General features: G+C 48.1%; 24 protein-coding genes, 1 tRNA gene and 1 pseudogene. 6 read left to right on the top strand and 20 right to left on the bottom strand.

The window, feature by feature from the left end:
- Positions 1 to 13: 13 nt before the first annotated feature.
- Positions 14 to 250, bottom strand: a complete 237-nt coding sequence (locus tag ACH2BK_RS07085; protein WP_394997074.1) for a hypothetical protein — start codon at positions 248 to 250, stop codon at positions 14 to 16.
- 15 nt (positions 251 to 265) lie between these two features.
- Positions 266 to 1,138, bottom strand: a complete 873-nt coding sequence (locus ACH2BK_RS07080; protein ID WP_394997075.1) for a 3'-5' exonuclease — start codon at positions 1,136 to 1,138, stop codon at positions 266 to 268.
- 76 nt (positions 1,139 to 1,214) lie between these two features.
- Between ACH2BK_RS07080 and purH the strand changes: the two genes are divergently transcribed.
- Positions 1,215 to 2,756: a bifunctional phosphoribosylaminoimidazolecarboxamide formyltransferase/IMP cyclohydrolase gene (gene purH / locus ACH2BK_RS07075; RefSeq protein ID WP_395002932.1), complete on the top strand. Its 1,542-nt coding sequence runs from the start codon at positions 1,215 to 1,217 to the stop codon at positions 2,754 to 2,756.
- A gap of 215 nt (positions 2,757 to 2,971) precedes the next feature.
- On the opposite strand, the gene ACH2BK_RS07070 is transcribed toward purH, so the two are convergent.
- The 7 genes and pseudogenes from ACH2BK_RS07070 to ACH2BK_RS07040 all read right to left on the bottom strand — a co-directional run bounded on the left by ACH2BK_RS07070 (position 2,972) and on the right by ACH2BK_RS07040 (position 12,761).
- On the bottom strand, positions 2,972 to 4,054 hold the full coding sequence (locus tag ACH2BK_RS07070) for a DUF354 domain-containing protein (RefSeq protein WP_395002930.1): 1,083 nt from the start codon (positions 4,052 to 4,054) through the stop codon (positions 2,972 to 2,974).
- Positions 4,055 to 4,110: 56 nt separating this feature from the next.
- Positions 4,111 to 4,767 (bottom strand): FAD-dependent thymidylate synthase, encoded by a 657-nt coding sequence (gene thyX, locus ACH2BK_RS07065; RefSeq protein WP_395002928.1) that lies wholly within the window; start codon positions 4,765 to 4,767, stop codon positions 4,111 to 4,113.
- Positions 4,768 to 4,827: 60 nt separating this feature from the next.
- Positions 4,828 to 7,035 carry a flagellar hook-basal body complex protein gene (locus ACH2BK_RS07060; RefSeq protein WP_395002926.1) on the bottom strand — a complete coding sequence of 736 codons (2,208 nt, stop codon included), beginning with the start codon at positions 7,033 to 7,035 and terminating at the stop codon, positions 4,828 to 4,830.
- An 8-nt stretch (positions 7,036 to 7,043) separates the two neighbouring features.
- Positions 7,044 to 7,853, bottom strand: a pseudogene (gene flgD, locus ACH2BK_RS07055) (flagellar hook assembly protein FlgD); the annotation flags it as partial.
- A gap of 9 nt (positions 7,854 to 7,862) precedes the next feature.
- Positions 7,863 to 8,801, bottom strand: a complete 939-nt coding sequence (locus ACH2BK_RS07050; RefSeq protein WP_395002924.1) for a flagellar hook-length control protein FliK — start codon at positions 8,799 to 8,801, stop codon at positions 7,863 to 7,865.
- Between the two features lie 445 nt (positions 8,802 to 9,246).
- A complete protein-coding gene (locus ACH2BK_RS07045; protein ID WP_395002922.1) occupies positions 9,247 to 10,014 on the bottom strand; it encodes a hypothetical protein in 768 nt (255 codons plus the stop codon).
- Positions 10,015 to 10,076: 62 nt separating this feature from the next.
- Entirely contained in the window at positions 10,077 to 12,761 is a 2,685-nt protein-coding gene (locus tag ACH2BK_RS07040; RefSeq protein WP_395002920.1) for a heavy metal translocating P-type ATPase, read from the bottom strand.
- A 36-nt stretch (positions 12,762 to 12,797) separates the two neighbouring features.
- On the opposite strand from ACH2BK_RS07040, the gene ACH2BK_RS07035 reads away from it, so the two are divergent.
- Entirely contained in the window at positions 12,798 to 12,938 is a 141-nt protein-coding gene (locus tag ACH2BK_RS07035; protein ID WP_395002918.1) for a hypothetical protein, read from the top strand.
- A gap of 218 nt (positions 12,939 to 13,156) precedes the next feature.
- Here ACH2BK_RS07035 and ACH2BK_RS07030 read toward each other — a convergent pair whose 3' ends face one another.
- Together ACH2BK_RS07030 and prfB are read right to left on the bottom strand one after the other, a co-directional pair.
- Positions 13,157 to 13,831 carry a hypothetical protein gene (locus tag ACH2BK_RS07030; protein WP_395002916.1) on the bottom strand — a complete coding sequence of 225 codons (675 nt, stop codon included), beginning with the start codon at positions 13,829 to 13,831 and terminating at the stop codon, positions 13,157 to 13,159.
- A 10-nt stretch (positions 13,832 to 13,841) separates the two neighbouring features.
- On the bottom strand, positions 13,842 to 14,933 hold the full coding sequence (prfB, locus tag ACH2BK_RS07025) for a peptide chain release factor 2 (protein ID WP_395002914.1): 1,092 nt from the start codon (positions 14,931 to 14,933) through the stop codon (positions 13,842 to 13,844).
- Positions 14,934 to 15,195: 262 nt separating this feature from the next.
- Between prfB and ACH2BK_RS07020 the strand changes: the two genes are divergently transcribed.
- A complete protein-coding gene (locus ACH2BK_RS07020) occupies positions 15,196 to 16,758 on the top strand; it encodes a hypothetical protein (protein ID WP_395002912.1) in 1,563 nt (520 codons plus the stop codon).
- A gap of 295 nt (positions 16,759 to 17,053) precedes the next feature.
- Here ACH2BK_RS07020 and ACH2BK_RS07015 read toward each other — a convergent pair whose 3' ends face one another.
- From ACH2BK_RS07015 to ACH2BK_RS07000, 4 genes are read right to left on the bottom strand one after another with little or no spacing between them, the layout of a single operon-like run.
- Positions 17,054 to 17,764, bottom strand: coding sequence for a di-trans,poly-cis-decaprenylcistransferase (locus tag ACH2BK_RS07015; protein ID WP_395003019.1), 711 nt, complete (start codon positions 17,762 to 17,764; stop codon positions 17,054 to 17,056).
- A gap of 11 nt (positions 17,765 to 17,775) precedes the next feature.
- Complete coding sequence (locus ACH2BK_RS07010; RefSeq protein WP_395002910.1) at positions 17,776 to 18,495, bottom strand: restriction endonuclease; 720 nt, start codon at positions 18,493 to 18,495, stop codon at positions 17,776 to 17,778.
- Positions 18,496 to 18,523: 28 nt separating this feature from the next.
- Positions 18,524 to 18,976, bottom strand: a complete 453-nt coding sequence (locus ACH2BK_RS07005; RefSeq protein WP_395002908.1) for an acyltransferase — start codon at positions 18,974 to 18,976, stop codon at positions 18,524 to 18,526.
- A gap of 2 nt (positions 18,977 to 18,978) precedes the next feature.
- Positions 18,979 to 20,652: an N-6 DNA methylase gene (locus tag ACH2BK_RS07000; protein ID WP_395002906.1), complete on the bottom strand. Its 1,674-nt coding sequence runs from the start codon at positions 20,650 to 20,652 to the stop codon at positions 18,979 to 18,981.
- Positions 20,653 to 20,884: 232 nt separating this feature from the next.
- Between ACH2BK_RS07000 and ACH2BK_RS06995 the strand changes: the two genes are divergently transcribed.
- Together ACH2BK_RS06995 and ACH2BK_RS06990 are read left to right on the top strand one after the other, a co-directional pair.
- A complete protein-coding gene (locus ACH2BK_RS06995; RefSeq protein ID WP_395002904.1) occupies positions 20,885 to 21,841 on the top strand; it encodes a hypothetical protein in 957 nt (318 codons plus the stop codon).
- Positions 21,842 to 21,862: 21 nt separating this feature from the next.
- Positions 21,863 to 21,985 (top strand): hypothetical protein, encoded by a 123-nt coding sequence (locus tag ACH2BK_RS06990; protein WP_395002902.1) that lies wholly within the window; start codon positions 21,863 to 21,865, stop codon positions 21,983 to 21,985.
- Between the two features lie 28 nt (positions 21,986 to 22,013).
- On the opposite strand, the gene ACH2BK_RS06985 is transcribed toward ACH2BK_RS06990, so the two are convergent.
- From ACH2BK_RS06985 to fabD, 4 genes are read right to left on the bottom strand one after another with little or no spacing between them, the layout of a single operon-like run.
- Entirely contained in the window at positions 22,014 to 22,460 is a 447-nt protein-coding gene (locus tag ACH2BK_RS06985; protein WP_394997105.1) for a type II secretion system protein, read from the bottom strand.
- Entirely contained in the window at positions 22,461 to 22,988 is a 528-nt protein-coding gene (locus ACH2BK_RS06980; protein WP_395002900.1) for a SixA phosphatase family protein, read from the bottom strand.
- On the bottom strand, positions 22,978 to 23,694 hold the full coding sequence (locus tag ACH2BK_RS06975; RefSeq protein WP_395002898.1) for a 5'-methylthioadenosine/adenosylhomocysteine nucleosidase: 717 nt from the start codon (positions 23,692 to 23,694) through the stop codon (positions 22,978 to 22,980). Before ACH2BK_RS06975 ends, ACH2BK_RS06980 begins: the two co-directional genes overlap by 11 nt.
- Before the next feature lie 11 nt (positions 23,695 to 23,705).
- Entirely contained in the window at positions 23,706 to 24,632 is a 927-nt protein-coding gene (gene fabD, locus ACH2BK_RS06970; protein WP_395002896.1) for an ACP S-malonyltransferase, read from the bottom strand.
- Positions 24,633 to 24,763: 131 nt separating this feature from the next.
- On the opposite strand from fabD, the gene ACH2BK_RS06965 reads away from it, so the two are divergent.
- Positions 24,764 to 24,854: transfer RNA gene (locus ACH2BK_RS06965), tRNA-Ser, on the top strand.
- Positions 24,855 to 25,275: 421 nt separating this feature from the next.
- Here ACH2BK_RS06965 and ACH2BK_RS06960 read toward each other — a convergent pair.
- Positions 25,276 to 25,434 carry a hypothetical protein gene (locus ACH2BK_RS06960; protein ID WP_395002894.1) on the bottom strand — a complete coding sequence of 53 codons (159 nt, stop codon included), beginning with the start codon at positions 25,432 to 25,434 and terminating at the stop codon, positions 25,276 to 25,278.
- Positions 25,435 to 25,497: the final 63 nt, after the last annotated feature.

Below are 25,497 nucleotides of genomic sequence, written 5' to 3'. Positions count from 1 at the left end.
TAGCATTTTTGCCCTAATCCTTAGCACTCAAGCCTTTTAGCCAATCGGAGTGCTGGGCGATAGGATCTTTTTGCAGCAGGCTATCACGCAGAGATTCTAACTCCTCGCTTTCTAAAAGCCGCATAATCTCGGGATTCAAACGCGTAGTGTGCGCGCCCACACTTAGGGTGTTTAGCAGAGATTCTATCTCGCTAATGAGCGCGCCCTTAGTCGTAATCTCGCCATTTTTGGTTGTGTATGGAGTGTCCATTGCCCGCCTTAGAATCTAGCTTCTATCAGAATCTAGCTCTGCTAGCTCTTGTGTGATTTGTGTGTCAAAAGATTCAAAATAGCCCTGATTTTGTGGGATCTTTGCCCTAAACTCCTCCAAAATCGCTCCATAATCGCTGACAAGCAGCTCGCCCTTTAGCAGCAAATATTTGAGATAGAGCCAATAGGTATTGAGCACATCGCTTTGGCAGTATTCTTGTATCTTCTCTAGTGCCTCCTTGCGCGTGAGACTAGGGCTAAAAAACACCTCATACACCTGCGAGCCACTCATATCGTATTTGCCCACGATCCCACACATCTTGCACACAGAATCTAAGCTAAGTCCGCGCACCGCCCCAAATCCCCCTAGGCTATCGAGCAAATCCGTGTGGAATCGCTCGCTGTAGCGTTGGCGGTAGTTTTCCCATTTGTTTTTATTAGCCTGTGGATTGTCTGTCTCAAAATACGCGTGTGCTTGGATACGATAGCGCATAGCACGCAGAGTGAGTGCCACCATATCAAAGCCCCTGCCATTAAAGCTCACAAGGCTTGGTTGCTTGGCATTAAACCATTCCCAAAAATCTCTGAGGATTCCAGATTCTAAACCATCAAGCGTTTGTGAATCTAGCTCCCCACTCTCTTTGGCAAACCTCTCGCCTGCCTTCAGCCCGAAGTTACCCACCTTGATAAAATGCCCAAAATCATCGCATAGCACGCTTGAGATACTAATGATACGATGAAAAGGAATGGGCAAAAACTCCGAGCCGCTTTTTTGGGCTTGGTGGGCAAAGGCTTGGGTGCAAATCTCCACCGCACTTCCGCTAAAGCCAAAAGTTTGGGCAAGTAAGTGGGTATCAGGGATCGTCTCGATATCAAAGACACAGATCATTTAAGTCTCCTCACACGCGATATAGGATACAATCAAACTCCACAATTGTAACAAAGTCAGCATAAAAGGAAGCAAAATGTATGCACTACTAAGTGTGAGCGACAAAGAGGGGATTGTCGAGTTTGGCAGGGAATTAGTGAATCTAGGCTATGAAATCTTAAGCACGGGAGGCACGCTTAGGGCGTTGCAGCAAGCAGGTGTAGGCGCAAAAGAAGTGAGCGAGCACACGCAGAGTCCTGAGATGTTTGATGGCAGGGTAAAAACCCTCCACCCCAAAATCCACGGCGGGATTTTGTATCGCCGCGATGACGCCGCGCACCGCCAAAGTGCCAAAGCGCACAATATAGAATCTATCGATATCGTGTGCGTGAATCTCTATCCGTTTAAACAAACTATTGAGCGCACGGAGGATTTTGATGAGATTATCGAAAATATCGATATAGGCGGTCCAGCGATGGTGCGCTCAGCTGCTAAAAACTTCCAAAGTGTGCTTATAGTCACAAGCCCTAGCGACTATGCGCGCGTGATTGTGAATCTAAAAGCGGGTAAGAATACCCTAGAATTCCGCACAGAGCTTATGATAAAGGCTTATGAGCATACCGCGAGCTATGATGCAATGATTGCCAACTATATGAACAAACGCTTTAAGCAGGGCTTTGGAGAAAGGCAGTTTATCGTAGGGCAAAAGGTTTTTGACACGCGCTATGGGGAAAACCCCCACCAAAAGGGCGCGCTGTATGAGTTTGGCGAGTTTTTTAGCAAGCATTTGCGCGTAAAAAAGGGCGAGCCGAGCTTTAATAATCTCACAGATATTAACGCGGCGGTATCCATCGCCACTGCTTTTGGCAAATCGCCTGCTGTGTGTATCATTAAGCACGGCAATCCTTGCGGCTTTGCGATGAAGCAAACCCTGCTAGATTCATACATAAGCGCACTTAAATGCGATAGCGTGAGCGCGTATGGAGGCGTGGTAGCGGTAAATGGCGTCATCGATGAGACATTGGCGCAAAAGATGAGCGAGATTTTTATCGAAGTGATTGTGTGTGCGGACATTAGTAATGAGGCGCTCAAAGTCTTTGAATCCAAAAAGCGCACTAAGATTTTTGCCTGCGCGCGCGAGGGGGAGAGAGTGCTGTATATGCCGCGCGATAGCTATGATTTTAAGCATATCCAAGGGGGCTTTGTGTATCAGCAGGGCGATAGCGTGGGTGTGAGCGAGGTGCAAGAGGCTAGACTTGTGAGCAAGAAGGCGGCAGATGAGGCGCAATTTAGGGATTTAGAAATCGCGTATAAAGTCGCTGCGCTTACCAAGTCAAATTGTGTCGTGTATGCCAAAGATGGCGCGCTGCTGGCGATAGGTATGGGTATGACAAGCCGAGTGGATGCCTCAAAAGCCGCCATTGCCAAGGCAAAGGATATGGGGCTAGATTTGCGCGGGTGTGCGTTGGCGTCCGAGGCGTTTTTTCCTTTTCGCGATAGTATCGATATGGCACATAGCGTGGGCGTGGCGGCAGTGATCCAGCCCGGTGGGAGCATACGCGATGATGAGGTGATAGCGGCGTGCGATGAATTTGGCATAGCGATGTATTTTAGTGGTGTGAGGCATTTTTTGCATTAGATTCTATAAATTTGCTTGTGCGCGGGAAAAATGGCTCTTTGGGTAATCGTTGCGCGGACTTGTTGTTTGTGGTAGTGGGATTATAGAATCTAAGCAAACAGACTTGAGGAGTGAGTGCGTGAGTGCATGCTAGACAGAATCTAGGGCTTTAGATTCTGTAGCGGGGGCGGGGCTAGAGTGTGTGAGCAATAGGCATTTGTGTGTTTAGGCCTGCATTAGGAGCGATAGAATCTCTGCGCGATTTGCTCGATGATAGCGCGCATAGCCTGCTCTCTGGGTGCGCGGAAAAAGAGCGTATCTTGCCTAAGCCTTGGGGCTTGGCGTGCTAATGCCTCTCTCACAAGCCCTAAAACCTCCTGCGCGCTTGTGGCGTGGCTCATCAAGCGGTATTTTAAAAGATATGTATCGTGAAAAAGCAGCAGGGAGCGCGTAGAGATCGTGGGTATGCCTAGGTAGGAGGATTCTAGATTCATCGTGCCCCCACCGCCCACAAGCACATCGATAAAGGGATAAAACTCCTGTGGCGCGAACTTTTGGCAGATAATAGAGACATTCTCCAAATCCCCAAACTCCCGCTCTAGCTCTCTAAACCCATAGCGGGGCATAATAGCGATATTTGCATCGAGGCTTTGGGCGAGTAGCGCGATACTCTCATAAATCACGGGCAGTTTTTGCGCGACATAGTGGGCTTGATACTCCTCCTCGCGCACGAGGATCGTGGGGCGGTGCGTGGGCAAGCCTAAAATCTCTCGAAAATCCCTGCCCTTTGGCATATCCTGCAGCCACAAAGCCACATCGATAAAGGGATAGCTAATGAGGTTTTCCTCACTCATACCAAGCAGCTTGAAGCATTCCCGCGGCAGCACAAAGGGATAAAAGATGAGGCTTGAGAGCGGGAGGGTGAGGCGTGCGAGCTTGGTAAGCAGGCGCACATCGCAAATATGCCCCGCCATAGGCGTATCGGCAAAATGCACAATAGGTATGCCAAGCCCAAAGGCTACCTGCGCCGCATCGGCACTCGCGCCCGTGATGAGGAGTGTGGGGAGATTCTCGCCAAAAAGCCTCAAAAGTTCCTCTTGTCTGCGCATACGCGCGCGGAATTTATCCGCTATGTGCGCCCCACCATAGCCACCCACACAATAATGCGCCATCCCAAAAAGCTCCAAAAGCCTCACGCACTCATCATACTCACTGCTTGCACGCGTGGTGATACAAACCTCATCAAGCGCACTCAAATAGGGCAAAAATGCGCGGAAAAAGAGCACATATTTGGGATCAGTGATATCAAGCCAAATCATCGCACAAGGGGTGGCTTAAGCGCGTGGTTGATGAGAAGGGGCTCCATAGCGTGTCTTTAGGCGTGTGGCATGGGATTTTTTGGCGTGGGGGATTGCTCGAGGCAGTGGGCAAAGAGGTATTTGTGTGACTGGGGCAGGGCTTCAAAAATGGCGCGGGCGAGCTGCTGAATCTCCCACAACGCGCTTCTGGCACTACGCAGCGAGAGGAAGTTTTGCAGTGAGCGGGCGTTGATGCTCCAAGCAAGCTCGGTTTTATAAGATTCTGGCATACAAAACTTCGCCAAATCGTTGCTAATCCCCTCACTTAGCAAGATTCTGAGGTTTTCGAGCGCACGCACGCTCGCTTCATTGACTTTTGGCTCTCCACAAAACACAAGGAATTGCTGCGCGCGCGCAAGATTCCTAGAATCTAGTGGCAAAAAACTCTCGCAATTTTTGAGCTCTTTGAGCGTGTAGCGCGTGGATTTGACACTTAGGCTTGCCATTCTGTGGCGTGCTAGCTCCTGCAGGCACGCACGCGAGATGCCTTTTATATAAAAGTTATAAAACAAATGCTCCAAAGTCGAGCTGTGCTTGTTTTTATTGCCCACGCGATCGATAAGTGCCAAATCCCTCTCCCCGCCATTATCACTTTTATCAAAGCTCTGCCAACAAGTCCTAATAGCGTTTGAGCAGATTTCTAAAGGCGTGGCGTGTAAGAGAGTGATTTGCATAACAATCCTTTATACTGGGCTTTGGGCGGGGATTTTAGCAAAAAATTACTTTAAAACTCGCTAGCGTTTGAGGTTGATAGCCTCTTTGATGAGATCATCGCCTGTTGTGAAAGCCTTGGCGTTCATCGAGTAGCCCCGCTGCATTACGATGAGATCGGTTAGCGCGCTGCCCACATCGACGTTGCTTGTCTCGAGGTGCTTATAGAGCACCGAGCCAAAGCGCAAATGCTGCCCGCTCCACCCAAGCAAGGGCTTGCCGCTACTGATATAAGTGTCGCCACCACTAACAATCTCACTCATCTCAAAGAGATTGCCGCCCACTTTTTTTAGCCCCTGATCATTGACAAACGCCGATATGCCCACGCGCCCCATAGCCTCAAACGCGCCGTTGGTAAAGGACAAAAAGATAATGCCATCTCTATCGATACGCAAATCCTGCAAATGCCCCTCGCTCCGCCCATCTTGCTCGGTTTGGAGGATTTGTGAATCTTGATAGAGGCGATTGGCACTGCGTCTATCAGCACTCCCTGCGATATTATAAGTGATCTCCCCATCGCCAAAAGCGATCGTGATGGGTTGTGTGATGGGGTTGTTATTTTCATCAAAGGCTATTTCGTGCGTGCTTGCCTCGCCTAGCGCGATTGTGCCATCTTGGTTAAAGAGCTGCGTGCGCACCTCCCACCGCTCGTTGATACGCGGATTGGTCGTAACATCTGCGGAATTTAGGAGATAATAATGGCTTTGGAGCAAAAACTTCGCCCCGCTCTCATCATACACCTCGACATTGCTCTGATAGCTAGGCACCTCTAGGTAGGCACTCTCAAAGCTATGTGTATCTAGCGCCCTCCAGCCTATTTTATCCTCTCTAGGGTTTGAATTCCCCTCGCTTATGCGCTCATAAAGCCTGCCCTGATAGCTCACGATAGTTTTTGGCGCGTAGTTTGTGCCCTCGGTAAATTCCTGCGGGAGGTTGCGCGCTGATGGGAGCACCTGCTCCCAGCCACCTTCTAGCGGATTGCTACTGCCACTAGATTCTATGCGTTTATAGACATTGCCCTGATGGTTAATGAGCTCGCCCACTTGATAGCTCGTGCGCTCCTGCCACTCCCCTAGCGCGCTTGTATCTAGCACCTCCCAATTTGTAGAATCTTCTAGCGGATTGCTATTGCCACTCTCGCCTGTGTAGGCAAATACAATCCCCTGTGCATTGATTATATCGCCCCTGCTATAAGTTTTGCTAGGGCTATATGCTGAATCTATTCCGCTAGCAAAGCTATCATTACGCCCGGCTATGCCGAGTTTCTCGGCGAGATTCCCGCTAATGCTGATGTCTTTTGTGGAGTAGGTGGCGTTTGAGAGCTTTAGCCCTGCCTTTGAGATACTCCCATCGGGGAGGCGCGTGAGATCTAGCCCCAGCCCCGCGCGCTCTAAAAGGGCGTTTTTGAGTTCATTAAAGGTGCGAAAATCCCTGCCATAGCGCAATTCTATATCTTGATTATGCCCATTGTGGCGCAGAGTGATAAGAAGCTTATCAAAAGTCGTGGCGTCCAAAGTCTCGCCATTAGCACTAAAGCCATTTAAATCAGCATTTAAAAACCGCTCCTCATCAAAACTCCCACTAGGCAGGCTATACACTTGCGTGGCGTTGGTGGTGCTTTGCTTTTTGTTGAGGTTTATGCTCAAATCCACCTTGGTAGTGAGCACGGGCTTAAAATACAAATCTTGGGGGATTTGCAGCGGCTTTAGCTCGCCTGTGCCAAGCTTAGCAAAGTCCTCATCGCTATTATTTGAGGTGGTAAAGACATTATTACTAATCTTGCCCAAATCCACGCCATACATATAATGCCCGCTAGAATTGACGATATAGCCCTCCCCATCACGCAAAAAGCTCCCATCGCGCGTGAAATAAGTCTTTTGCTTGCTCTCATAGCCATCATCTTTTATCACAAAGGAGCCCTCTTTATTCTCCCCCACGACAAACCACCCCTTGCCCTCATAGGCGACATCAAGCTCCCCATCGCTATTTTTGTAGCTCCCACTGCGTGTGGAGATGGCATTGCTTGCTTTGGTAACGCCGTAATTGTAGTCGTTGTTGATAGCAGAATTGGCATTGAGTGAATCCATAGAGCTAGCAAAGAGGCTTTCAAATTGTGGTTGGTTTTCGCGATAGCCTAGCGTATTGACATTGGCGATATTATTAGCGAGTGAATCTAGCCCAAATTGGTGAGTTTTTATCCCGCTAAAAGAATTGATCATCGTGCCATTCATAGATTGTGATCCTTGTTATAAAACTCTATGGCACTCTGCAGCGGCAAAATCATATCGCCCATTCTAAGCATTGGCGCGCCTTTATCAAAGATGATGCTTTGCACCTCGCCACGCCCCACGCGCGCAGTGTGGTATTGGCTCGTGGTGGGATCGAGATTGTATTCTGCGCGGATATTGTAGCTCCCGCTTGGCATTTGCGTCCCATTATCGCCTTTGCCATCCCAGCTAAACTCCACATAGCCGCTCTTACCCGCGTATTCTTTGAGCGAGAGGGCGCGCACGAGCTCATTTTGCTCATTAAAGATATGGATCTTTGGCTCGCCCTGCTGCGCGTCAATCGCCTTGTCAAAAAATATCTGAAACTTCACGCTATCCCCCGCGTTTAGATTCACTCCAAAGACATCGGTTTCAGCGATTTTGCCTATCATCGAGACGGATTGGAGGGCATTGAGTGCCGCCATCGCGCTATTTGAAGACGCGGTAGTTTTCATACCCTCATTGAGGCTCTCAAGCGATTCTTTCATTTTTTCTTGGAATTCTTTGAGCTCCTTGTTGGTTTCTTGGGTGGATTTCATCGCTTCAGCCACTTCTACCATCGTTTTTTTGTTTTGTTCTTGCATTTCCACTTGCGTGAGTTGGGCGGTTTGGGTGATGATTTTATCCGTCTCCATTGGCGCGGTGGGATCTTGGTTTTTGAGCTGCTCGAGGAAAAGACGCATAAACGCGTCGTTGTCAAGTTCATTAATATTTTTTGGATTTTGCTTTTGTTTTTCTATCTTAGCAGTCGCGCCCGTTACTTCCCCTAGATCAATCGCCATACTCGCCCTTTATGCGTATTGTGGTATCGTGATAACCATCGTGTGGGATTCTAAGCCATTTTCATTCCCCTCGCTTGCTTGGTAGGCTTGGCGTTGGTTTCTGCGCCCTTGTTGGTGCTTTTGCCCCGAGTTCGCGCCATTTTGGGAGAAGTTCAAATCCACATTGCTAAAGCCCATTTGCGCGAGGTTAGCGCGTAGTTCGGCTTGGTTATTGACAAAGAGATTGATAGCAGTGGGGTTAGACACCACTTGCACCTGCAAATCTTTGCCTTTTTTGGAGATAGTGAGCTCTAGCGCGCCCAGATTCTGTGGATTTAGCTCTAGGGAAAGCTTGGTGATGGGGGGCTTGTAGTTTAGTACCTCTTGGCTGAGTTGTGAGGCAAAATTGCGCACCGATTCGCGCGCGGCTACGCTTCTATAGAGCACTTCGGGTTTGATTGCCTGTGCGCTAGCTGTGGGAGCTTGGGGCGCGTCTTTGGGCGTGTGGTTGGCTTGTGGGGCTTGTTTGGTGGGCTTAGATTCACTAGATTTTTGTATGTGCTCAATAGCGCGCGCACTCTGCTCCAAATCCTGTGCAAACTCCTCGTTTGCCATCTGCACACTTTGGTTAGCTTGGGGCTTTTGAGAATCTAGGGGCGTGTGGGAGGATTGCTGTTTAGAATCCCCGCTAGATGCGCTCTCTCCTTGTGGCGCGGCTGCGTGCTTGGCGATATGGGCTTGGGGCTTTTGGGGTGCGTCTTGCTTGTCTTGTTTTTGCGCCTTTGGCGCGCTTGGCTCGTGCGTGTTTTTTGTGTGCTCTTTTGGCGTGGTGGGGGGAGGGAGCGTCTCATCGGGGGAAATCTCTTGGGGAGTGTGCGCGCTAGATTCTTGGGTGGCTTGTGCCATAGCCTGCGTTGCGGGAGTTTGCTCCGTGGGCTTTTGTGCAGCTTGCTCTTTTGGCTCTCTCACGCTCGCTTCTTTTGATAATTGCTTAGAATCTCGTGCATTATCGGCTTTGGTGGGCTGCTCCTCATTGAGGGTGGTTTTTGGCTTTGGCGTGGCTTTTTGGCTTGTCTTTTGCGCTGCTTTGGGGGCGTTAGATTCTAAAGGAGGTGTTAGAGAATCTAGCTCTAGGTTTTGAGAATCTTGCTTGGGTGCTGTGGGCGTATCGTGCGTTTTTTGCGTATGTGGCTCGTGCGCGTTTGTTTGTTGCGCACTTAGATTCTGTGTGCCCTCCTTTACCCTCCCCGCTTGCGCTTCTTTAGAGTTTGGCGCGCTCTCTAGTGCCTTGCCTTGCTTTTTTTGCGCTACCTCATCTTGGGATTTTTGGGCTTTGGGATTTTTGGGCGCGCTCTTTTGCGTAGAACCGCCTTGCTCCTCTATGGTTTTATTTTGTGAATCTTGGCTTTGTGGCTTAGATTTGTCGGGGTAAGTCCTTTAAACCAAGCATTGAGCCTAGCGTAGAGCTGCCTTGCTCTGCTTTGCTTTCTTCATAGATATTAGAGATCTTGCTTGTGATATTTTTGGGCTTTTGTCTGCCGCGATTGATGACTGCCACGCGATCCTCGGCGTTTTCTGCCTCGTATTCTATTTTTTGCTTAGCAGATTCTGGCGTCCTCTTTGGCTTTTGTGCTACCTCCTGTGTCTCTAGTGCCGTGATTGCAGCAGGATTTAGCCCCTTTTCCTTGGCGAGATTTTGCACATCTTCAAGCGTTTTTGAATCGCTCGGATTAATTGCCGCAACAGGCTTAGGAGCGAGATTTGTAGCCATATCTTGCAGGGCTTGTTTCTCTTGTGTGCCTTTGGTGCCTTGATCTTGCGCGGCTTTGAGGGCTTGGGCGAGCGGCGTGTCCTTGGGTGCTTTGGCTAGTGTGGTGGATTCTTGGGATTTGAGTGCTTCGGGCGAGAGGGAGGCAGCGAGCAGCTCTGTGGTGTTTGGAGCAGTTTTGGGCGCGCTCTTTTTGGCTTCCTTAGCCTCGCTAGATTCTATTTTAGATTCTGTCATAGAAGTCTTTTGTGTTTTGCTCTCTTTGCTCTGCGCAGGCTTTATGCTGCTAGCCTTTAGCCCCTCGAGGTTTTGGGTGCTTTCTTTGAGATATTTTTCAAACTCCGCGCTACGCGCTGATTTTTTCTCCACAAGCTTTTGGGCTTGGGGTTGGGCTTGCAGGATATCTTCTATCATAATGCACTCCTAGATTCTGTTTAGAATCTACTTTAAGCAAAAGGCATTCCCCCTATTTATCCCTATTTGCTTTGACTCTTAATCCGCAGGGAGTTTAGCACCACGATGATAGAGCTAAAGCTCATCGAAAATGCCGCAAACAGCGGTATGATAAGCCCCGCAAGGGCGATTGGGATCGTGAGGGCGTTGTAGGCGATACTGATTGTGATATTTTGCTTGATGGTTGCAAAAGTGATTTTGGCTAAGTCTAGGGCATTTTGCACGCCCTGCAAGCTATCATTTAGGATCACCACATCACTGCTTAAAATCGCTATATCGCTTCCCGCGCCCATTGATATGGCGATATCGCTTTTGCTAAGAGCTAGCGCGTCGTTTATCCCATCGCCCACCATCACTACGATTTTATTTTGGGCTTTGAGATTGTCGATAAACGCACCCTTATCTAGCGGCGAAAAGCCCGCGTGATACTCGCTAATCCCGAGATCTTGGGCGCATTTGCGCACGCTGACTTCCCTATCGCCACTTAGCAAAACTGCCTCCATATCTCGAGCGCGCGCATAGCCCACTAGCTCCCTCGCATAGGGCTTAGGCGCATCTTCTAGCTCAAAGAGTGCGAGCAGCTCCCCTCCTTTAGCAAAGCCAAATATCATACCTCCCCCTAGCTCTAGCGGGGGGATTGCCACACCTTGCTCTTGTAAAAACACCAAGCTCCCGCCAAGCACACGCTCGCCTAAGCTTAGTGCGCGCACTCCCTTGGCATCCACCTGCTCATAGGAGTGCAGCGCCACAAGGCGTGGGCGCAAATACGCATAGTGCGTTTCTACATAGGCGCACACGCTAAGCGAGATGGGATGCTTGCTAGAATGCGTGAGTGTATAAAGGAGCGCGGCATTTTCAGAATCTAGCCTATCTATATGCACCTTGCACACTTGTGGTTTGCCCAAAGTCAGCGTGCCGGTTTTGTCAAACACGATCACTTGCGCTTTGGCAAGCGTCTCTAGGAAGCTCGCTTGGCGGAAAAGTATGTGTTTTTTATACCCCTGCGCGATCCCCACGATCGTGGCGATGGGCGTGGCGAGCGCGAGCGCGCAAGGACAGGCGATGATGATGACAGAAATGGCGATAATCATCGCCCCTTCTGCCCCCTTGCCCCCTAGCACATACCAGCCCAGAAAGCACAACAGCGCAATGGCTAGTATCGTGCGTGAGAAATTTTGCGAGATGGCGTTGGCGAGATTTTGTATATGTGGCTTGTGCGCGAGACTTTGCTCCACGAGATTTAGGAGCTTGCTCATCAGGCTATCATCAAAGCTCTTTGTGGCGCGATAGAGAATCTTATGCGTAAGATTGATAGAGCCAGAGAGCACTTCCTGCCCAGCATTTGCCTCTAGGGGCATACTCTCGCCATTAATCGCCTTGGTATCAAAAAGCCCCTTATCACTAAGTAAGATTCCATCAATAGCGATTTTCTCACCCGGCAAACTCATAATCACATCGCCCACCTGCACTTCTTGGGGCTTTTTAATCTCTAGCTCGCACTCATCGCCGTTTTTGCAAATCGTGATATTTTGGGGCAAAAACGCATAGAGAGATTCTAAACTCTCTCCCGCGCTCTTTTTGCTCCGCACCTCTAGGAACTTCCCAATGAGCACAAAGGTGATGATCATACTCACAGATTCAAAATAAGTCTCCCCGCTATGTGTGAGCGCGGCATAAATGGAGTAAGCATAAGTGAGGCTAGAGCCCACGCTCACAAGCATATCCATACCGATAAAGCCGTTTTTGAGCCCATAATACGCCCCCTTATAAAACGCAAAGCCCGAGTAAAAAAGCGTGAGTGAGCACAGGAGGAATGAGGCGAGGTTTAGCACATTGCGCGCATACTCCTCGATACCCAGAAAATACCCGCTATATTGCGCCACCGCGATCCACATAATATTCATCGTGCAAAAGAGCGCGACAATCACGCGCGTGTAGTATTCCCTTGTTTGCTTTTTATCAGCATTTTCTTGAATCTTGGGATCGTAGGCATAGGCGTCATAGCCGATGGAGCGGATGAGCCTGATGATTTGTGAAAGGTTGATGAGCGCGCTATCCCAAGTGATATGTAGGCGGTTGTTGGTGTAGTTGATACTCGCGCTTTTTATGCCCTTTTGGGAGTTGAGGACTTGCTCATTGAGCCACACGCACGCCGCGCAATGGATATGAGTGAGGATAAGCGCGCAGCTTTTTAGCTTAGGATTAGCAGAATCTAAACGGATATATTTTTGCTCAAAGCTCGGGGAGTCAAAAAAGCCCAAATCCTCCGAGCTATCCTGCGTGGGCGGAGTGAGTGCCACCTCGCCAAGCTTTTCATAAAAGCTCCCCAAATCCGCCTTTTGCAGCAGCATATACACGCTCTCGCACCCATTGCAGCAAAAATACAGCTCCTCGCCATTATGTGAGAGCCTTTTGAGCGTGCTCTCCTCATAGGCGAGCTGGCAGTGGTTACAATGTCTTAGCACTAGCTTTCCTTGTAGTGGATTTAGCAATCCTAAAATTCTAGCAAAGCCTTGCATAAGATTGCGTGGGAAGTTTGGGGATTTTGATAAAAACTTAGAATCGAGCTTATAGACTCTAAAGCCATTACGGAATCTGCTCCCATAGAATCCAACCAAACTCACAAAAACAAAATAGAGAATCTCAAGATTTACAGAATCTAGCCCTATAGATTCTAAAGATTCACAAAAGCAAAATGCAGAATCCACGACTTCAAAAAACTTGTGCGAGGCTTTTTTGGCGTTGTGGATTCTGTAAATTTCTTAGAATCTGAAAGGCTAGATTCTAAGCCCACACTAGATTCTGTATTTTCTCTACATTCTGCGCTTGGCTCTGCCTCGCTTGATGTGGATTGTGTGGGGCTACCAACGCAAACAAAAAATTAGTCATTGCGGTGGTGCTTGTGGAGTTTTTGGCGGGTGCGGGGGTAGGAGCTACCTAGAGGGTAGTGACTACTCCCCAAACCCGCCAAATCTCTGCAATGACTACCCGCTCTGCTGATGTGAGCGCAGCGAAACGAAAAAGAGCCATTTTCTGGTGCGTAAGGAAAACTAAAACCCAAAATACCTATAACTAACCCCAAACGACACGATATGCAGCTCCCTCACAGGATAGCTAAGCGTGTCGTTTGTTGTGTAGAGATTGTAGCGCGCATAGAATCGGAGGGCAAAAACGCGAGATACAGAGTGTTTGTGAAGCTAAAATCATAGCCGCGATTGTTTCGCTGATCGAGGTAGCGGCTCACCTCGCTCCGTATCCGCACGCGCCCTAATTCAAGCAACAATCCCGCCCTAGCGATAAGATAGGTGTTGCTCACAAGCTCATAGCGCGAGCCCACAATGGGCAGGGCATAGAGCGTGAGTCTATCCCATTTGGTGATGTAGGGTCCAAATCCGATTTCTGCTTGTGGGGAAAATCGCGTCTGGGTATTGAGCGTAGCTTGGTAGCGTCCATCGCTGATATTAAAGAGATTAGCACGCGTGCTAAGATCAAACCAAACCACAAAGGGAAACTCCCTCACGCCGACAAAATCATAATGCCATAGCTCAAAGGCATTGACAAACACATTTTCTCTATCAAACCCGAGCTCTAGGGCTAGCACGCGCGCAGTTTGAAAATGCGCGGTATCTAGCGTCTCCTGCGGGCTTGCATTGAGTAGCAACGCGCCTCTTTGCGTGCTTGAGCCCTCAAGCGCGAGATTGGCATCGCCCCCATACACAAACGCACCCCAAAGCCCGACAAAGAGCGAGAGTAGCGATGGGCGCGCCGCTGCAAGCATTGAGAAAATCCTATCCCCTCTGCACGAGCACAGATTCTATAAGCTTGTCCATATCCCCATCGAGCACGCCGCTCGTATCACTCGTGGCATACCCGCTGCGCAAGTCTTTCACCTGCTGGTAAGGTGCGAGCACATAGGAGCGGATCTGATGTCCCCAGCCTATCTCGCTTTTTTCTTGCGTGGCGATGCCCTCTTGCTGTTTTTGTCGCTCTAGCTCATAGAGCTTGGATTTGAGCATTTTGAGCGCAGTGGCTTTGTTTTTGTGCTGACTTCTGTCGTTTTGGCATTGCACGACGATCCCGCTAGGGAGGTGGGTGATCCTAATGGCAGATTCTGTCTTATTGACGTGTTGTCCGCCCGCACCACTCGCACGATAGGTGTCTATACGCAAATCCTTCTCTTCGATGATGATGTCGATATCATCATCGAGCTCGGGGCTTACCTGCACGCTGCTAAAGCTCGTGTGCCGCTTGGCATTGGCATCAAAGGGCGAAATTCGCACGAGCCTATGCACGCCGTTTTCGCCCTTTAGGTAGCCATAGGCATTTTCGCCCTTGATGATAAACGCCACGCCCTTTATCCCCGCTTCCTCGCCGTCTTGGTAGTCTAGCAGCTCGACTTTGTAACCTCGTCGCTCGGCATAGCGCAAATACATACGATAGAGCATACTCGCCCAATCTTGGGATTCTGTCCCGCCCGCACCGGGCTGAATCGTGATGATGGCATTGGCATTGTCATTTGGCTCGCTAAGCATTACTTGTATCTCAAGTGCTGTGATGGTGGATTCTAGCTCGGGAGCTTGGGCAAAAAGCTCGGCTAGGGCTGCCTCATCGCTCTCTGATTCTAAAAGCGCAAAAAGCTCCTTGCAGTCTTGTAGCATTCCCTCTGCTTTGTTAAACGCCTCTAGTAGCCGCTCGTTTTTGCGCTTGAGCTTGCCCACTTCCCCCGCCCTCTTAGCATCCTCCCAAAACTTTGGATCTAGCTCCTGTGTAGCAATATCCTCTAGCTCTTGGCGCAACTCTTGGGGCTTGATGATTTTAGCGATATTTTCTACCTTGCTACTAAGCTCTTTTATAAGCTCACTGTATTGATAACTATCCATTTTAAGATACCTTGTGTGATGAAAATGTGCTGTGTGGCATTATAAAAAAAAAGCTTTTAGAGATTGCTAATTTAGGCGCATTTTATCAAGCACTCTGTATAATCCGCCCCGCTTACAATCACCTACATTACGGAGGCTTTTATGCAGCAAGATTCACTACATAAAGGAGTAATTAGGGGGGGGGGCTAGGAGAAGCCAAAGCCCCCACAACCTCACTCCTACCCTAAAATCCCTCACTTTTGCTTTTGTCTGTGTCTATGCGGTGTGTATCATCATCTATGCGCGCTACACATTCAATCTCGATGATGTTTGGATGTGGCTTGATATTTTGCACGACAAACCCATATTTAATGGCTACCAACCACACGCGGGGCGATTTTTCCCCCTAGCCTCGATAGATCTCAATCTCCTAATGCCCCTCTCGCACTCGCCCTATGCGTTTTTCACACTCAATGCCCTTATCGTGCTTAGCAGTGGCATTTTGCTATGGAAAATCCTAGATTGTGTATTCCAAACTTATTGCATACCCAAACGCTATCAGTGGTTTGTGTTGGCGATGTTTGTGGGTTTGTTTTTGCATCCGGGGTTTGTGAGTATTATGGTGGGCATCTGCTACCCAGAGCGACTAGAGAGCCTGTGTCTGCTCGCGTTTGTGTATGCAAGTTTGAGATTTTATCTTAGCCCTCGTGTGCGCTATATGGCACTTGGGATAGTGAGCGCAAACCTCGCGATTTATCTCAAAGAGCCGACATTCCTCGCCATAGGGGTTTTTGGACTCTTTGGGCTAGTGATGAGTGCTAGAGGCGATGGGGCGCACAAAAAGCGCGCCTTGGTGTATTATGGCTTGCTTGTCTTAAGCGCAGTAGCCTTTCTCACACTCTATTTGTGGCTTGTCTATCCACAGATTCTCAAATCCTACCAACGCCCTAGCGTGATAAGTGAAGCCTTGCGCGTCCTAAAGGGTTTGGCAAATTTTAGCCTCAATGATTGCTTTGTGATATGGCTTTTTGGCACATTGGCAGCATATCGTGCCTACAAGCTGCTGTGGCAAAAAGCACGAGATTCACTCTTTTTTGACGCCCTGCTTTTTAGCGGTATGGCGTATCTGGGGGCTTTTATCGCGCTGCGATTGTTTGAGCATTACTATCTCATACCCGTGTATATCCTAGGTGGCGCGAGCGTGGTGTATTATCTCTTTGCCCTAGGATATGCCAAAAAGCTCTTTTTTAAGGTTGTGGCGATTATATGCTGCGCTTTGTTTGCGCTCAATGCCCTGCCCACAGGGATTTATACCTTTGTGTGGCTCAAGGGCGAGGGCGTGAGATTCCACCAAAGCCTTGAGTTTATCGCCGCGCAAGCGAGGCAAAATCCCCATATCACGCTCTATTTTGATGGCAATGGACGCGGCAGAAACTACAATACTTGGTATTGGGGATATTTCGGGCGATATTTGCAGGAGGTGTATCATATCTCAAACTTTGATATCAAAGCCCACGAGCCAAACCACGATGGAGTGGCGCTTGAGCATAGCGAGACTTCATCGCTTAGCATTTATAGCCAAAGTGCGCCAAGCACTCCGAGCAAGGGCGATTTTATCATTATCAATAGCTCTTCGCACCATTTTATAGATTCTACCTATCTCAAAAATATGGCACAAAAATACGATCTCGTGTATCAAAGCAGCGCATTCACGATCCCATATATCACGCCAAAATCGCTCATCAAATACGCCTTTTCTAGCGCGTCACTCATAGGGCAAATCAAGGTTGGCGATGAAAATATCTTTAGGCTTCCGCAATTTGATTATATCTACCAAGTGCGCTAGAGCCTAGAACATTTAATGCAAGTTTTGCGTGGCAAAACTTGTTATCGCTTGTGGGGAATAAATCCCCACTTCGCTCCGCTGCGCGAGCATACACTGCATTTATTGGCAAGATTACAGAATCTTTGGTGTCACCACCTCATTAACGCCGCTTGGGCTAACACCTTTGCTATAAACCGGGCTAGAGCAAAGCCCTCATTGCCTCCGCTTACGCGTTCATACACAGAGTCTAAATGCGAGATTCTGTGATTGTTTGGTGTAGCCGCGTCAGGAGTGCGGTGTGGCAATGGAGTAGATTCTATAAACCCCCAAAGCGGCGGTTGCGCTGCGCAAATCGCTGCAAAATCCCCTCGAGCTCTTTGGTGCCAAAATCAGGCCAAAGCGTGGGGGTAAAAAACAACTCAGCATACGCGCACTGCCAAAGCAGGAAGTTTGAGAGGCGCATCTCTCCGCCCGTGCGTATGAGCAGATCCACCGCGCTCACCTCGCGCGTATCGAGAGTGTTTTCGATATTTTTTATAACATAGTCGATAGATTGCTCGCGTTTGAGGCTCTTAGCCTGCTCAAACACGCCACGATTATACAGCGATAAAACCGAGCGGGCGATTTCGTTTTTTGCTCCATAGTTTAGGGCGAGAAATTGCGTTAGCCCCGTATTTTGCGCAGTGGCATTTTGCATAGTGTGTATGAGTTTTTGGAGCTTTTTGCTTAGTCCCTCAATATCGCCGATGACGACAAAGCGGATATTGTTGCGCTGATAGACTTCTAGCTCACTTTGCAAATAATGCTCTAAGAGCTTCATCAAAAATTCCACTTCCTGCTTTGGACGCAGCCAATTCTCGGTAGAAAACGCATAAAGCGTGAGGTATTTGATATGTTGCCCAGCACAATACTGCGTGATCTCACGCACGACTTTTGCACCCTGTCTGTGCCCAAAGGTGCGGTTTTTACCCTTTGCACTCGCCCATCGCCCATTGCCGTCCATAATGATGGCGAGATGCCTAAGCATACCAAAACTATTCACAATTCGCTTTCCTTTTGTTTAAGATAAAACATTAGATTCTCAATATCTGCTATATTAATCAATAAAACACCGCAACTATTAGCCAATTCCATAGCATGAGAGGTAAAAGTGCTATTTGTGATGACTGCTGCATATTTAGTTTTATAAAATTTTCTTGCAGCTTCTATTTCTTGCACAGCCTTATTGCCCACTGGCCGTAAATAATACTTGCATTGTATAGCTATCTCTTTACCATCTTTGGTGGCGATTATATCTGCGCCTTGATCGCCTGATTTTTTAGTTTCCACAACATCATAGCCTAAATCTCTCAAGACACCTGCACAATACTCCTCAAACTCATAACCATTTGTTATACTAGATAAATTTTGTGTCTCCCTACTTATCATAACCTCAATTTCCTGTTTGATCCACTCATAAGGGACCCAATTTGGAGGATTTCCTATTACGCATTCTATAAAATGTTCAACCTCTGAATCCCACTTCTTTTTGTCTAAAGTGCCATATATAGTCTGACATTTTTTATATTGTAAGCTCAATGTAAGTTGATGCTTTATACAAATCTCTCGTATCTTTTGTAAATATTGCTCTTGTTGTTCTAGTTCGCAATCTGCTTGTTTGCTTGTTTTTCCTCCAAACATAATAAACATAATAAATCTTATTGAAACAAATCCTAATATGATAAAAAGTATTACAAGTATTACAACAACATTAACCATTTACTCTCTCCTTAAAACAACATCTTGACTAAATCTTGCGCAATAATCTTGCCGGGTTGCCTGCATAAAATCCGCTTGTTGTTATGTCTTTGGTTACCACACTGCCAGCACCAATGATGACATTATCACAGATTGATACGGGTAAAATTGTGGCGTTTGAGCCGATAGAGACATTATCGCCGATTTTGGTAGCACGCCATTTGTCCTTAGAATCTGCCGGAGCTCCCTCGCTAAAAAGATCATTGACAAACATCACGCCATGCCCGATGAAGCAATCCTGCCCAATCTCTACGAGCGAGCAGATAAAGCTATGACTCTGAATCCGCGTGCGTGCGCCCACACTCACCTCGCTTTGAATCTCACAAAATGGTCCCACAAACACCTCATCGCCCAAAGTGCAGCCATACAGATTGTTTGGCGTCATCACCACGACCCTCTCGCCACTTTTTACGCCCACTATTTTGCTCTCTACTAGCTCCATACCTAGCCTCGCAAAGCCTCTAGGGCGTCTTTGACTTCTTTTAGCTGATTAGAGAACGCACAGATTTGCTCAAATCTCTCTTGGCTATGGGATTCAAAGTCTGTGGGGATGATGAGGCTTTTTAGATTCTGTATATCGATACTTTTGGTGTAGTGCTCATAGAGCGTGCTTAGTGCCTTTTGTCCTTGGTGTGAGTAAAAATAACAATACAATCCGATGGCTTGCCTAGGGCTCACACAACGCACGATGACAATCCCAGCATTTGCCACCGCGAGTTTGTGCGCGATATTTGGGCTAAAAATCGTAACCTTTGGCGTATTGCCACGCAGTGAAAGGCAAATATCATAGGGTTTTAGCGCGTATTTTTGCACCTTGAAGCTATCGCCTAGGGAGCGTTTGGTAAAAAACTCCTCGCTAAAGCCATACTCGCTAAAATCCGCCAAACCCACATCGTAGTAGTCGATACGCGTGTCGCTTTTGCCCCCATACACGCGCTGCCCGCGAAAAATCTCCACGCCTAGTGCGCTTAAGCTCTTGCCCTCTTTGTGTTGGGTGTCTTTGCGCGTAAGGGGGAGATGGTAGGAGGTTAGGTGCGTATAAGGCATAAGGAAACAAAAGTCGTTTTCTCTGCGCGTAAAAAACGCCTCCAAAATCTCATCAAGATTAACAAGACGATTGTATTTGCCATCTTTTTTCCAAAAACGCTCGCCCTTAGCATCGATGTTTAGAATCTCTTCATTATCGGGCGAGAGCACGAGCACGCAAAAATCGGCGTTTTGGTGGGGGAAGATGTTTTTGGGCAGCTCGATAATCGCCTCGATAAGCCCCTGCTTATAGAATCTCTGCATAAACTCACTCTCAAGGCTGGATTTTTGCAATGTCTGTGTGCGCAGGATAAAAACTGCGCGCTTTTTGAGATAATAGAGCGCGTGGATTAAAAACACCCATTCAGCGTAAGTTTTAGCAAGGCTATGCAAGCCCTTAAAGCGCTTATCGTCTTTGAGATACTCCACGCCTATATGCGCGCTAAATGGGGGGTTGCAGATGATTTTGTCAAACTTTTGCTCAAAAAATGGAGCTTTTAGAATGTCATTAATGATGAGATGATCACAGGCGATGTTTGCGAGCTTGCAGGTGAGTTTGGCGACTTTGGCAAGGCGCGTATCTAGCTCCTCGCCATAGAGGGCGATGGGCGAGTCTGGCTGCTTAGCGCGCAAAATCTGGGAAATCATCAAAAACAATGTGCCAATGCCATAGCAGGGATTGTAGATCTTTTCATCGCTCTGTATGTCTAGCAGGCGCACGAGGAGTTCGTTTATCTCTAGGGGCGTGGAGTAGTAGTAGAGCTTGTTGGAAGTCTTTTTTTGGGTAATGATGTGCAAAAACTCTTCGATATTGCCTAGCGTGGTGTCGGTGGCTTGGATAAGCTTTAGAATCTTTAGGAAGTTGATATTGGGATTAATAGCGATAAAAAGCTCCTGCCCGATGAGTTCCTCGATCTTAGCATTGAGGCTTTGGGCGAGGGGCTTGCGCTTACTACCTAGCGCGATAGATTCACTCAAAATATCGGGGTGGAAGTTTTTGATGATAAAAAGCTCGAGCATAATGCTAATAGAATCTAGCATATCGACGTGATAGCGTTTGATATACTCAAAACACTGCAGTAGCTTCTCCACGCGACTCCTTAAATGTGTGTGTTTGTTTTGGGGTTGATTGGGGCGTTATTTTAGCATAATTTTGAATGCCTGTTGGCTGGGTTGGGGGTGTAGCCAAAGAAATTTGGCTCTCTCACAGGAAAATGGCTCCGCAGGCTTGCAATGCGATAAGGTTGCGGATTTTTCGGAAGGCACGCTCGGTTTGTCCGCTAACCTTCCAAAAAATCCGTAAAACTTACACAGCCACACCGCAATGACTAATTTTCTAAAGAAACTTCGTTTTGTTGTTAGCGATAGTAACCCCACAGAATCCAACCAAGATTCACAAAAACAAAATCTAGAATCTAGTTTTTCAGAATCTAAACAACTTCCAGAATCTATCACTTCAAAAAACCTTATCGAGGCTTTGCCAAATATTAATAATAGTGCGTGCGCAAGCACGATCCGAGCGCAATTGCAAAATTGCGCCATTTTTGCAACGCAAAAATCAAATCAATGTGTAGGTGCGATAGCACCAACCACCCCTCGCCCGCTTCGTGGTGTGCAATCGTTGGGGCAAGGAGGCAGCAGTGCCTCCGCAACGATTGCGCTAGAAGCGGAAAAGCGAGGCACTCTCCCCGTTTGCCGTGCCGAAGGCTTGCAAGCAAAGCGCAGCAAAAACAGTGGAGACTTTTTCGGGGCTTTGAGAGTGCGGGGAGGGGATAACACCCCTTTTTGCGAAAAAACACAAGATTCTAAAAAATTAGAAAGTATTCGTGAGAACACGACTCTAAGAAACAGAGAATCTACAGAATCTAGTGTGGTTTCAGAATCTAAAACATTTACAGAATCTAGTGCGGAGATTCTAAAAGACGCACAACTTACAGAATCTAGCCCGCTAGATTCTAAAACAATCACAGAATCCAAAGAGATTCTAAAAAATGAAAAAACACAGATTCTGCTTAGTCCTTGCGCCACGCCATCAAATCTGCTATTTATCCAAAACCCGATTAAAAAACTCCTTACACAGCGGTGTGGCGTAGTGGCAGGAGATCTTGGGATTTTGGCTGAGATCTTGGGGCTCTATGCTAAAGGCGATACGCACCTCGCCCACGCGCGCATACAGCATAGGATGCGCGTAAGCAAACCCACACGAGGCACTAGGCGCATGCAGAGAATCCAAAATCGCCCGAGCCTGCAGGGGCACATTCTGAAAAGATACAGAATCTAAAAACTCGCGCAGATACAGCGTGTGCAGCCGCTCGTGCGCCATAGCGAGCTTGGTGCGCAGATTCTGCAAGCACATCTTTTGTGTCTGCAGCTCCACCACCCTAAGCGCGCCAACGCTCAAAACCCCCACAACGACAATCACTAACAGCAATTCTAGCGCGCTAAATGCGCCCCTAAAAGATGGCATTTGAAGTGTTAAGCGGGATTTGTTTGCCCCCATTTGGGTGTCTGGCAAAGAGCTTTTCACACAGCGTGGAATCCGCCTTTTGGGTAATCTTGAGCTCCAAAATCGCGTTTGTGAGGCTTAGGGCTATACAGGAGTTTTGCGTATCTGGCGTGGCGTTTTTGCCAAGCGTGATGGCATTGCCCTGCAGCACCCACCGCGAGGAACTAAGCCCTGCGAGCGTGAAGATTTGGGAGAGCGTGAGGGTTTTGGGATCGAGGTTTTGTGAGAAGACTTCGCGCTGAATGGTGCTAATGGCGTTGTTTATGTCGTTTTCTATCGCCACGACTTGCGCGTCTATGCGTGTGAGCGAGAATCTCGGGATAGCGATAGCCGCCAAAACCCCGAGTATCACGATGACAAACACGAGCTCTAGCATACTAAACGCCCCGCGCATTTACAGCCTTTTGGGATCAATAAGGAGGCTAAGGCTAAAGGCATTTTGCCACATCGTGGGCTTGTCTGAATCTCGGCTAGTCCTGCGCACAAGCTCTAGCACACAGCCCTTTTTGATCGTGAGAGCCCCACAGCCTGTCAGAAACTCCACAAAAAGCCCAATATCGGGCTGATGCCCCACGATGAGCAATGTCTGCGAGTCCCCACACTGCTCCAAAAGCCTCACATAGCCCTCATATCCGCAATCTGGCGCGATGAGTGTAGAGATCTCAAAAGGCGTATGGGGGAGGGATTTGGTGAGTGGCTTGATGGTTTGGAGTGCCCTTGTGGCGGGCGAGCTGATAAGGCGATCGATGGATTTAGTATCCAGAAAGTCCCGCACAAAGCGCGTGATTTTTTGACTCTGTGCCTTGCCCTTTTTGCTAAGGGGGCGCAGTAAATCATCCGGGGCTTTGTGCGCAAACTCCTCTCTGTCTAGGGCGTGCGCGTGCCGCACGATAATGAGGCGCGAGAGAGGGCTAGAGCTCAAGCGCGTATCCTAGGGCTTTTAACATTTGGAGGGTAAATTGCGCGCTGATTTTGGCTGCGGATTCTAAAAATTCATCAAAGCTCACATCCGCGCTGCCATCGGCACTATCACTGATGGAGCGAAACACACAAAAGGGCACGCCAAAGGCGTTGCACACTACTGCCACGCTCGCCCCCTCCATCTCCACGGCGTCTGCGCCAAATTCTTTAATAATCCACGCTTTTTTAGATTCACTAGCGATAAACTGATCGCCCGAGGCGATGACGCCCTCGCGGAGCTCCTTGCCTATGAGCTTGGCGACTTTATGCGCTAGGGCGTTTAGCTCCGCGTCTGCTGCGATAAAAGTCGCGCTCTCGGGGATAAAGCCTAGCGGGTGCCCAAACGCGCTGATATCCACATCGTGCTGGCAGAGCTTGGAAGCGATGAGCAAATCGCCGACTTTGAGATCCTTTGCCAATCCCCCTGCCACGCCGCTAAAGAGGATTTTTTCACAACCAAAATGCGCGATCATCACGCTCGCAGTGATTGCGGCATGCACCTTGCCGATTTTGCTATAGGCGATATACACCTCATTTGCGCCCACGCTTATCTTATAGTAGGTATTGCCCCCGAGATTTTCTTGCGCGATAGGGCAGCCCAAGCCCCTAAATGCCTCGATAAGCGGGGTAACCTCCTCAACCATCGCACCGATAATGCCAACTTTCATACATAGCTCCTTTATAGCGATTCTAGGGTTTCTTTGAGCGTGGCGAGGCTACTCACATTATAAGTGGGCTTTTGGCTTAGGCGCTTGTTAAGCCCCTTTAGCACATTGCCATTGCCAAACTCTATATACCCATCGACTTGTGGATCCACCTTGAGCACGGATTGCTTATAGAGCACGGGGGCGATAAGCTGCTTGCTTAGGAAATCCTTTGCCTCCTGCTTGCTTTGGTAGGTTTGCATAGTCGCATTGGAGAGGATTGGCACGGACGCATCGCCGCTCAAACTCTCCTCCAAAAGCGCGCCAAACTCCCCCAAAATCGGCTCTAGCATAGGACAATGGCTCGCCACAGACATAGGCAAAAGGAGTGCGCGCTTGGCTCCGAGGGCTTTTATATCGGATTCACACGCGCTTAGATCGCCTTTTTTGCCCGCTAGGACGACTTGCCCATCGCCATTGTAGTTGGCACACCATATTTGTTTGCCCCCATCTTGGGCTTTTTGACAAAACACCTCTAGCGCGCTATCCTCAAGCCCCACGACAACCATCATACCCGCATCCTGTCCCTCACAAGCCTTTGCCATTAGCGCGCCTCGGGTATGCACGAGCTTCACACCCGCGCTAAACTCCGCACCACCTGCCACCACAAATGCACTCACTTCGCCTAGCGAGTGCCCAAACGCGAGGCTTGGCATTATAGGGTGCTCCTGCTGCAGGATACTATGAGCGATGTAGCTGGTGAGAAAAATCGCTGGCTGCGTGTATTGCGTGAGATTGAGGTTGTCATTTGGGTTAAAGAGCAAGTCTTTCATATCGATTTTTATCGCCTCGCTCGCTTCATCACACAATTCTTTAGCGAGGGTGAAGTTTTCATAAAACTCCTTGCCCATACCTACGCTTTGGCTCCCTTGTCCGGGGAATAGAAACGCGTATTTTTTCATCGTATTCCTTTATTTGTCTGTCATTTGTGTTCAAAAGCTCGGATTCTAGCATATTTCTCGCTAAGATTTGCTAAAAGCGCGTTAAGCCTTGTTTTATGTTTTTTGGGTTAAAATCCCGCTTTTTATCCGCTGGACCGGTGGGTGAGTTGGCTGAAACCACGTCCCTGCTAAGGACGCGTAGCCGCAAGGTTACCGAGGGTTCGAATCCCTCCCTGTCCGCCATACTTCTGTGCATATTTTTCTTTCACGACTTTTTTATCATTTTATTCTTACTCATAGCTTTGATTATGTGGCATTATCATTCCGAGGATTTGGGCTAGATTCGCTTTTTGATTTTATCCATAAACAAAATTTTTGAGGAATTTATCAAAATAAGAATTGTTATTAATTTTTATTTAAAGAAAAATGTTTATAATTACGCCATAAAAATTCAAAAGATGCACTTGGTTGGGCGGGTGGGTTGAAGTGCATCTTTCCTTCCTTATTTGTTGTTGTGTTCTCTGGAACTCTCCAAGCCTCCTTTGGAGAGGGAGGACAAATCCAAAATCTACATCCACACACAAGGTATTACAGAATATCTAAAGAAAGATTAGAATTGGGTTTTAATGTTTTAGATTCGCAATCCAATTGAGATTTGCACAAGCTAGAATCTAAGACTTTTTATAGAAACTAGTCCAATAGATTCAAAAGCATTTACAGAATCTAGCCCAGCAGATTCAGAATCTAAGCAACTCACGCAATCCACAACGCCAAAAAATCTTAGCGAGGCGCTCGATTCTAAGAATAGTGTGTGCGGTAGCACGAGCCTAGCACAATTGCAAGATTGCGCCATTTTTACTGCGCAAAAATCCAATCAAATAGATTC

It is taken from the genome of uncultured Helicobacter sp. (assembly GCF_949282165.1).
GTDB lineage: Bacteria > Campylobacterota > Campylobacteria > Campylobacterales > Helicobacteraceae > Helicobacter_F.
This window is presented reverse-complemented; position numbering and strand designations above follow the sequence as displayed.

Bases quoted from the DNA above. Each gene is read 5' to 3' on its own strand.
- ACH2BK_RS06975 (WP_395002898.1), bottom strand. From the start codon at position 23,694: ATGAAAGTTGGCATTATCGGTGCGATGGTTGAGGAGGTTACCCCGCTT.
- prfB (WP_395002914.1), bottom strand. From the start codon at position 14,933: ATGGATAGTTATCAATACAGTGAGCTTATAAAAGAGCTTAGTAGCAAG.
- ACH2BK_RS07080 (WP_394997075.1), bottom strand. From the start codon at position 1,138: ATGATCTGTGTCTTTGATATCGAGACGATCCCTGATACCCACTTACTT.
- ACH2BK_RS07030 (WP_395002916.1), bottom strand. From the start codon at position 13,831: ATGCTTGCAGCGGCGCGCCCATCGCTACTCTCGCTCTTTGTCGGGCTT.
- ACH2BK_RS06995 (WP_395002904.1), top strand. From the start codon at position 20,885: ATGACTAATTTTCTAAAGAAACTTCGTTTTGTTGTTAGCGATAGTAAC.
- ACH2BK_RS06985 (WP_394997105.1), bottom strand. From the start codon at position 22,460: ATGCGCGGGGCGTTTAGTATGCTAGAGCTCGTGTTTGTCATCGTGATA.
- thyX (WP_395002928.1), bottom strand. From the start codon at position 4,767: ATGCAAATCACTCTCTTACACGCCACGCCTTTAGAAATCTGCTCAAAC.
- ACH2BK_RS07010 (WP_395002910.1), bottom strand. From the start codon at position 18,495: ATGGTTAATGTTGTTGTAATACTTGTAATACTTTTTATCATATTAGGA.
- ACH2BK_RS07085 (WP_394997074.1), bottom strand. From the start codon at position 250: ATGGACACTCCATACACAACCAAAAATGGCGAGATTACGACTAAGGGC.
- ACH2BK_RS07060 (WP_395002926.1), bottom strand. From the start codon at position 7,035: ATGAATGGCACGATGATCAATTCTTTTAGCGGGATAAAAACTCACCAA.
- purH (WP_395002932.1), top strand. From the start codon at position 1,215: ATGTATGCACTACTAAGTGTGAGCGACAAAGAGGGGATTGTCGAGTTT.
- fabD (WP_395002896.1), bottom strand. From the start codon at position 24,632: ATGAAAAAATACGCGTTTCTATTCCCCGGACAAGGGAGCCAAAGCGTA.
- ACH2BK_RS07005 (WP_395002908.1), bottom strand. From the start codon at position 18,976: ATGGAGCTAGTAGAGAGCAAAATAGTGGGCGTAAAAAGTGGCGAGAGG.
- ACH2BK_RS07045 (WP_395002922.1), bottom strand. From the start codon at position 10,014: ATGATAGAAGATATCCTGCAAGCCCAACCCCAAGCCCAAAAGCTTGTG.
- ACH2BK_RS07015 (WP_395003019.1), bottom strand. From the start codon at position 17,764: ATGCTTAGGCATCTCGCCATCATTATGGACGGCAATGGGCGATGGGCG.
- ACH2BK_RS07070 (WP_395002930.1), bottom strand. From the start codon at position 4,054: ATGATTTGGCTTGATATCACTGATCCCAAATATGTGCTCTTTTTCCGC.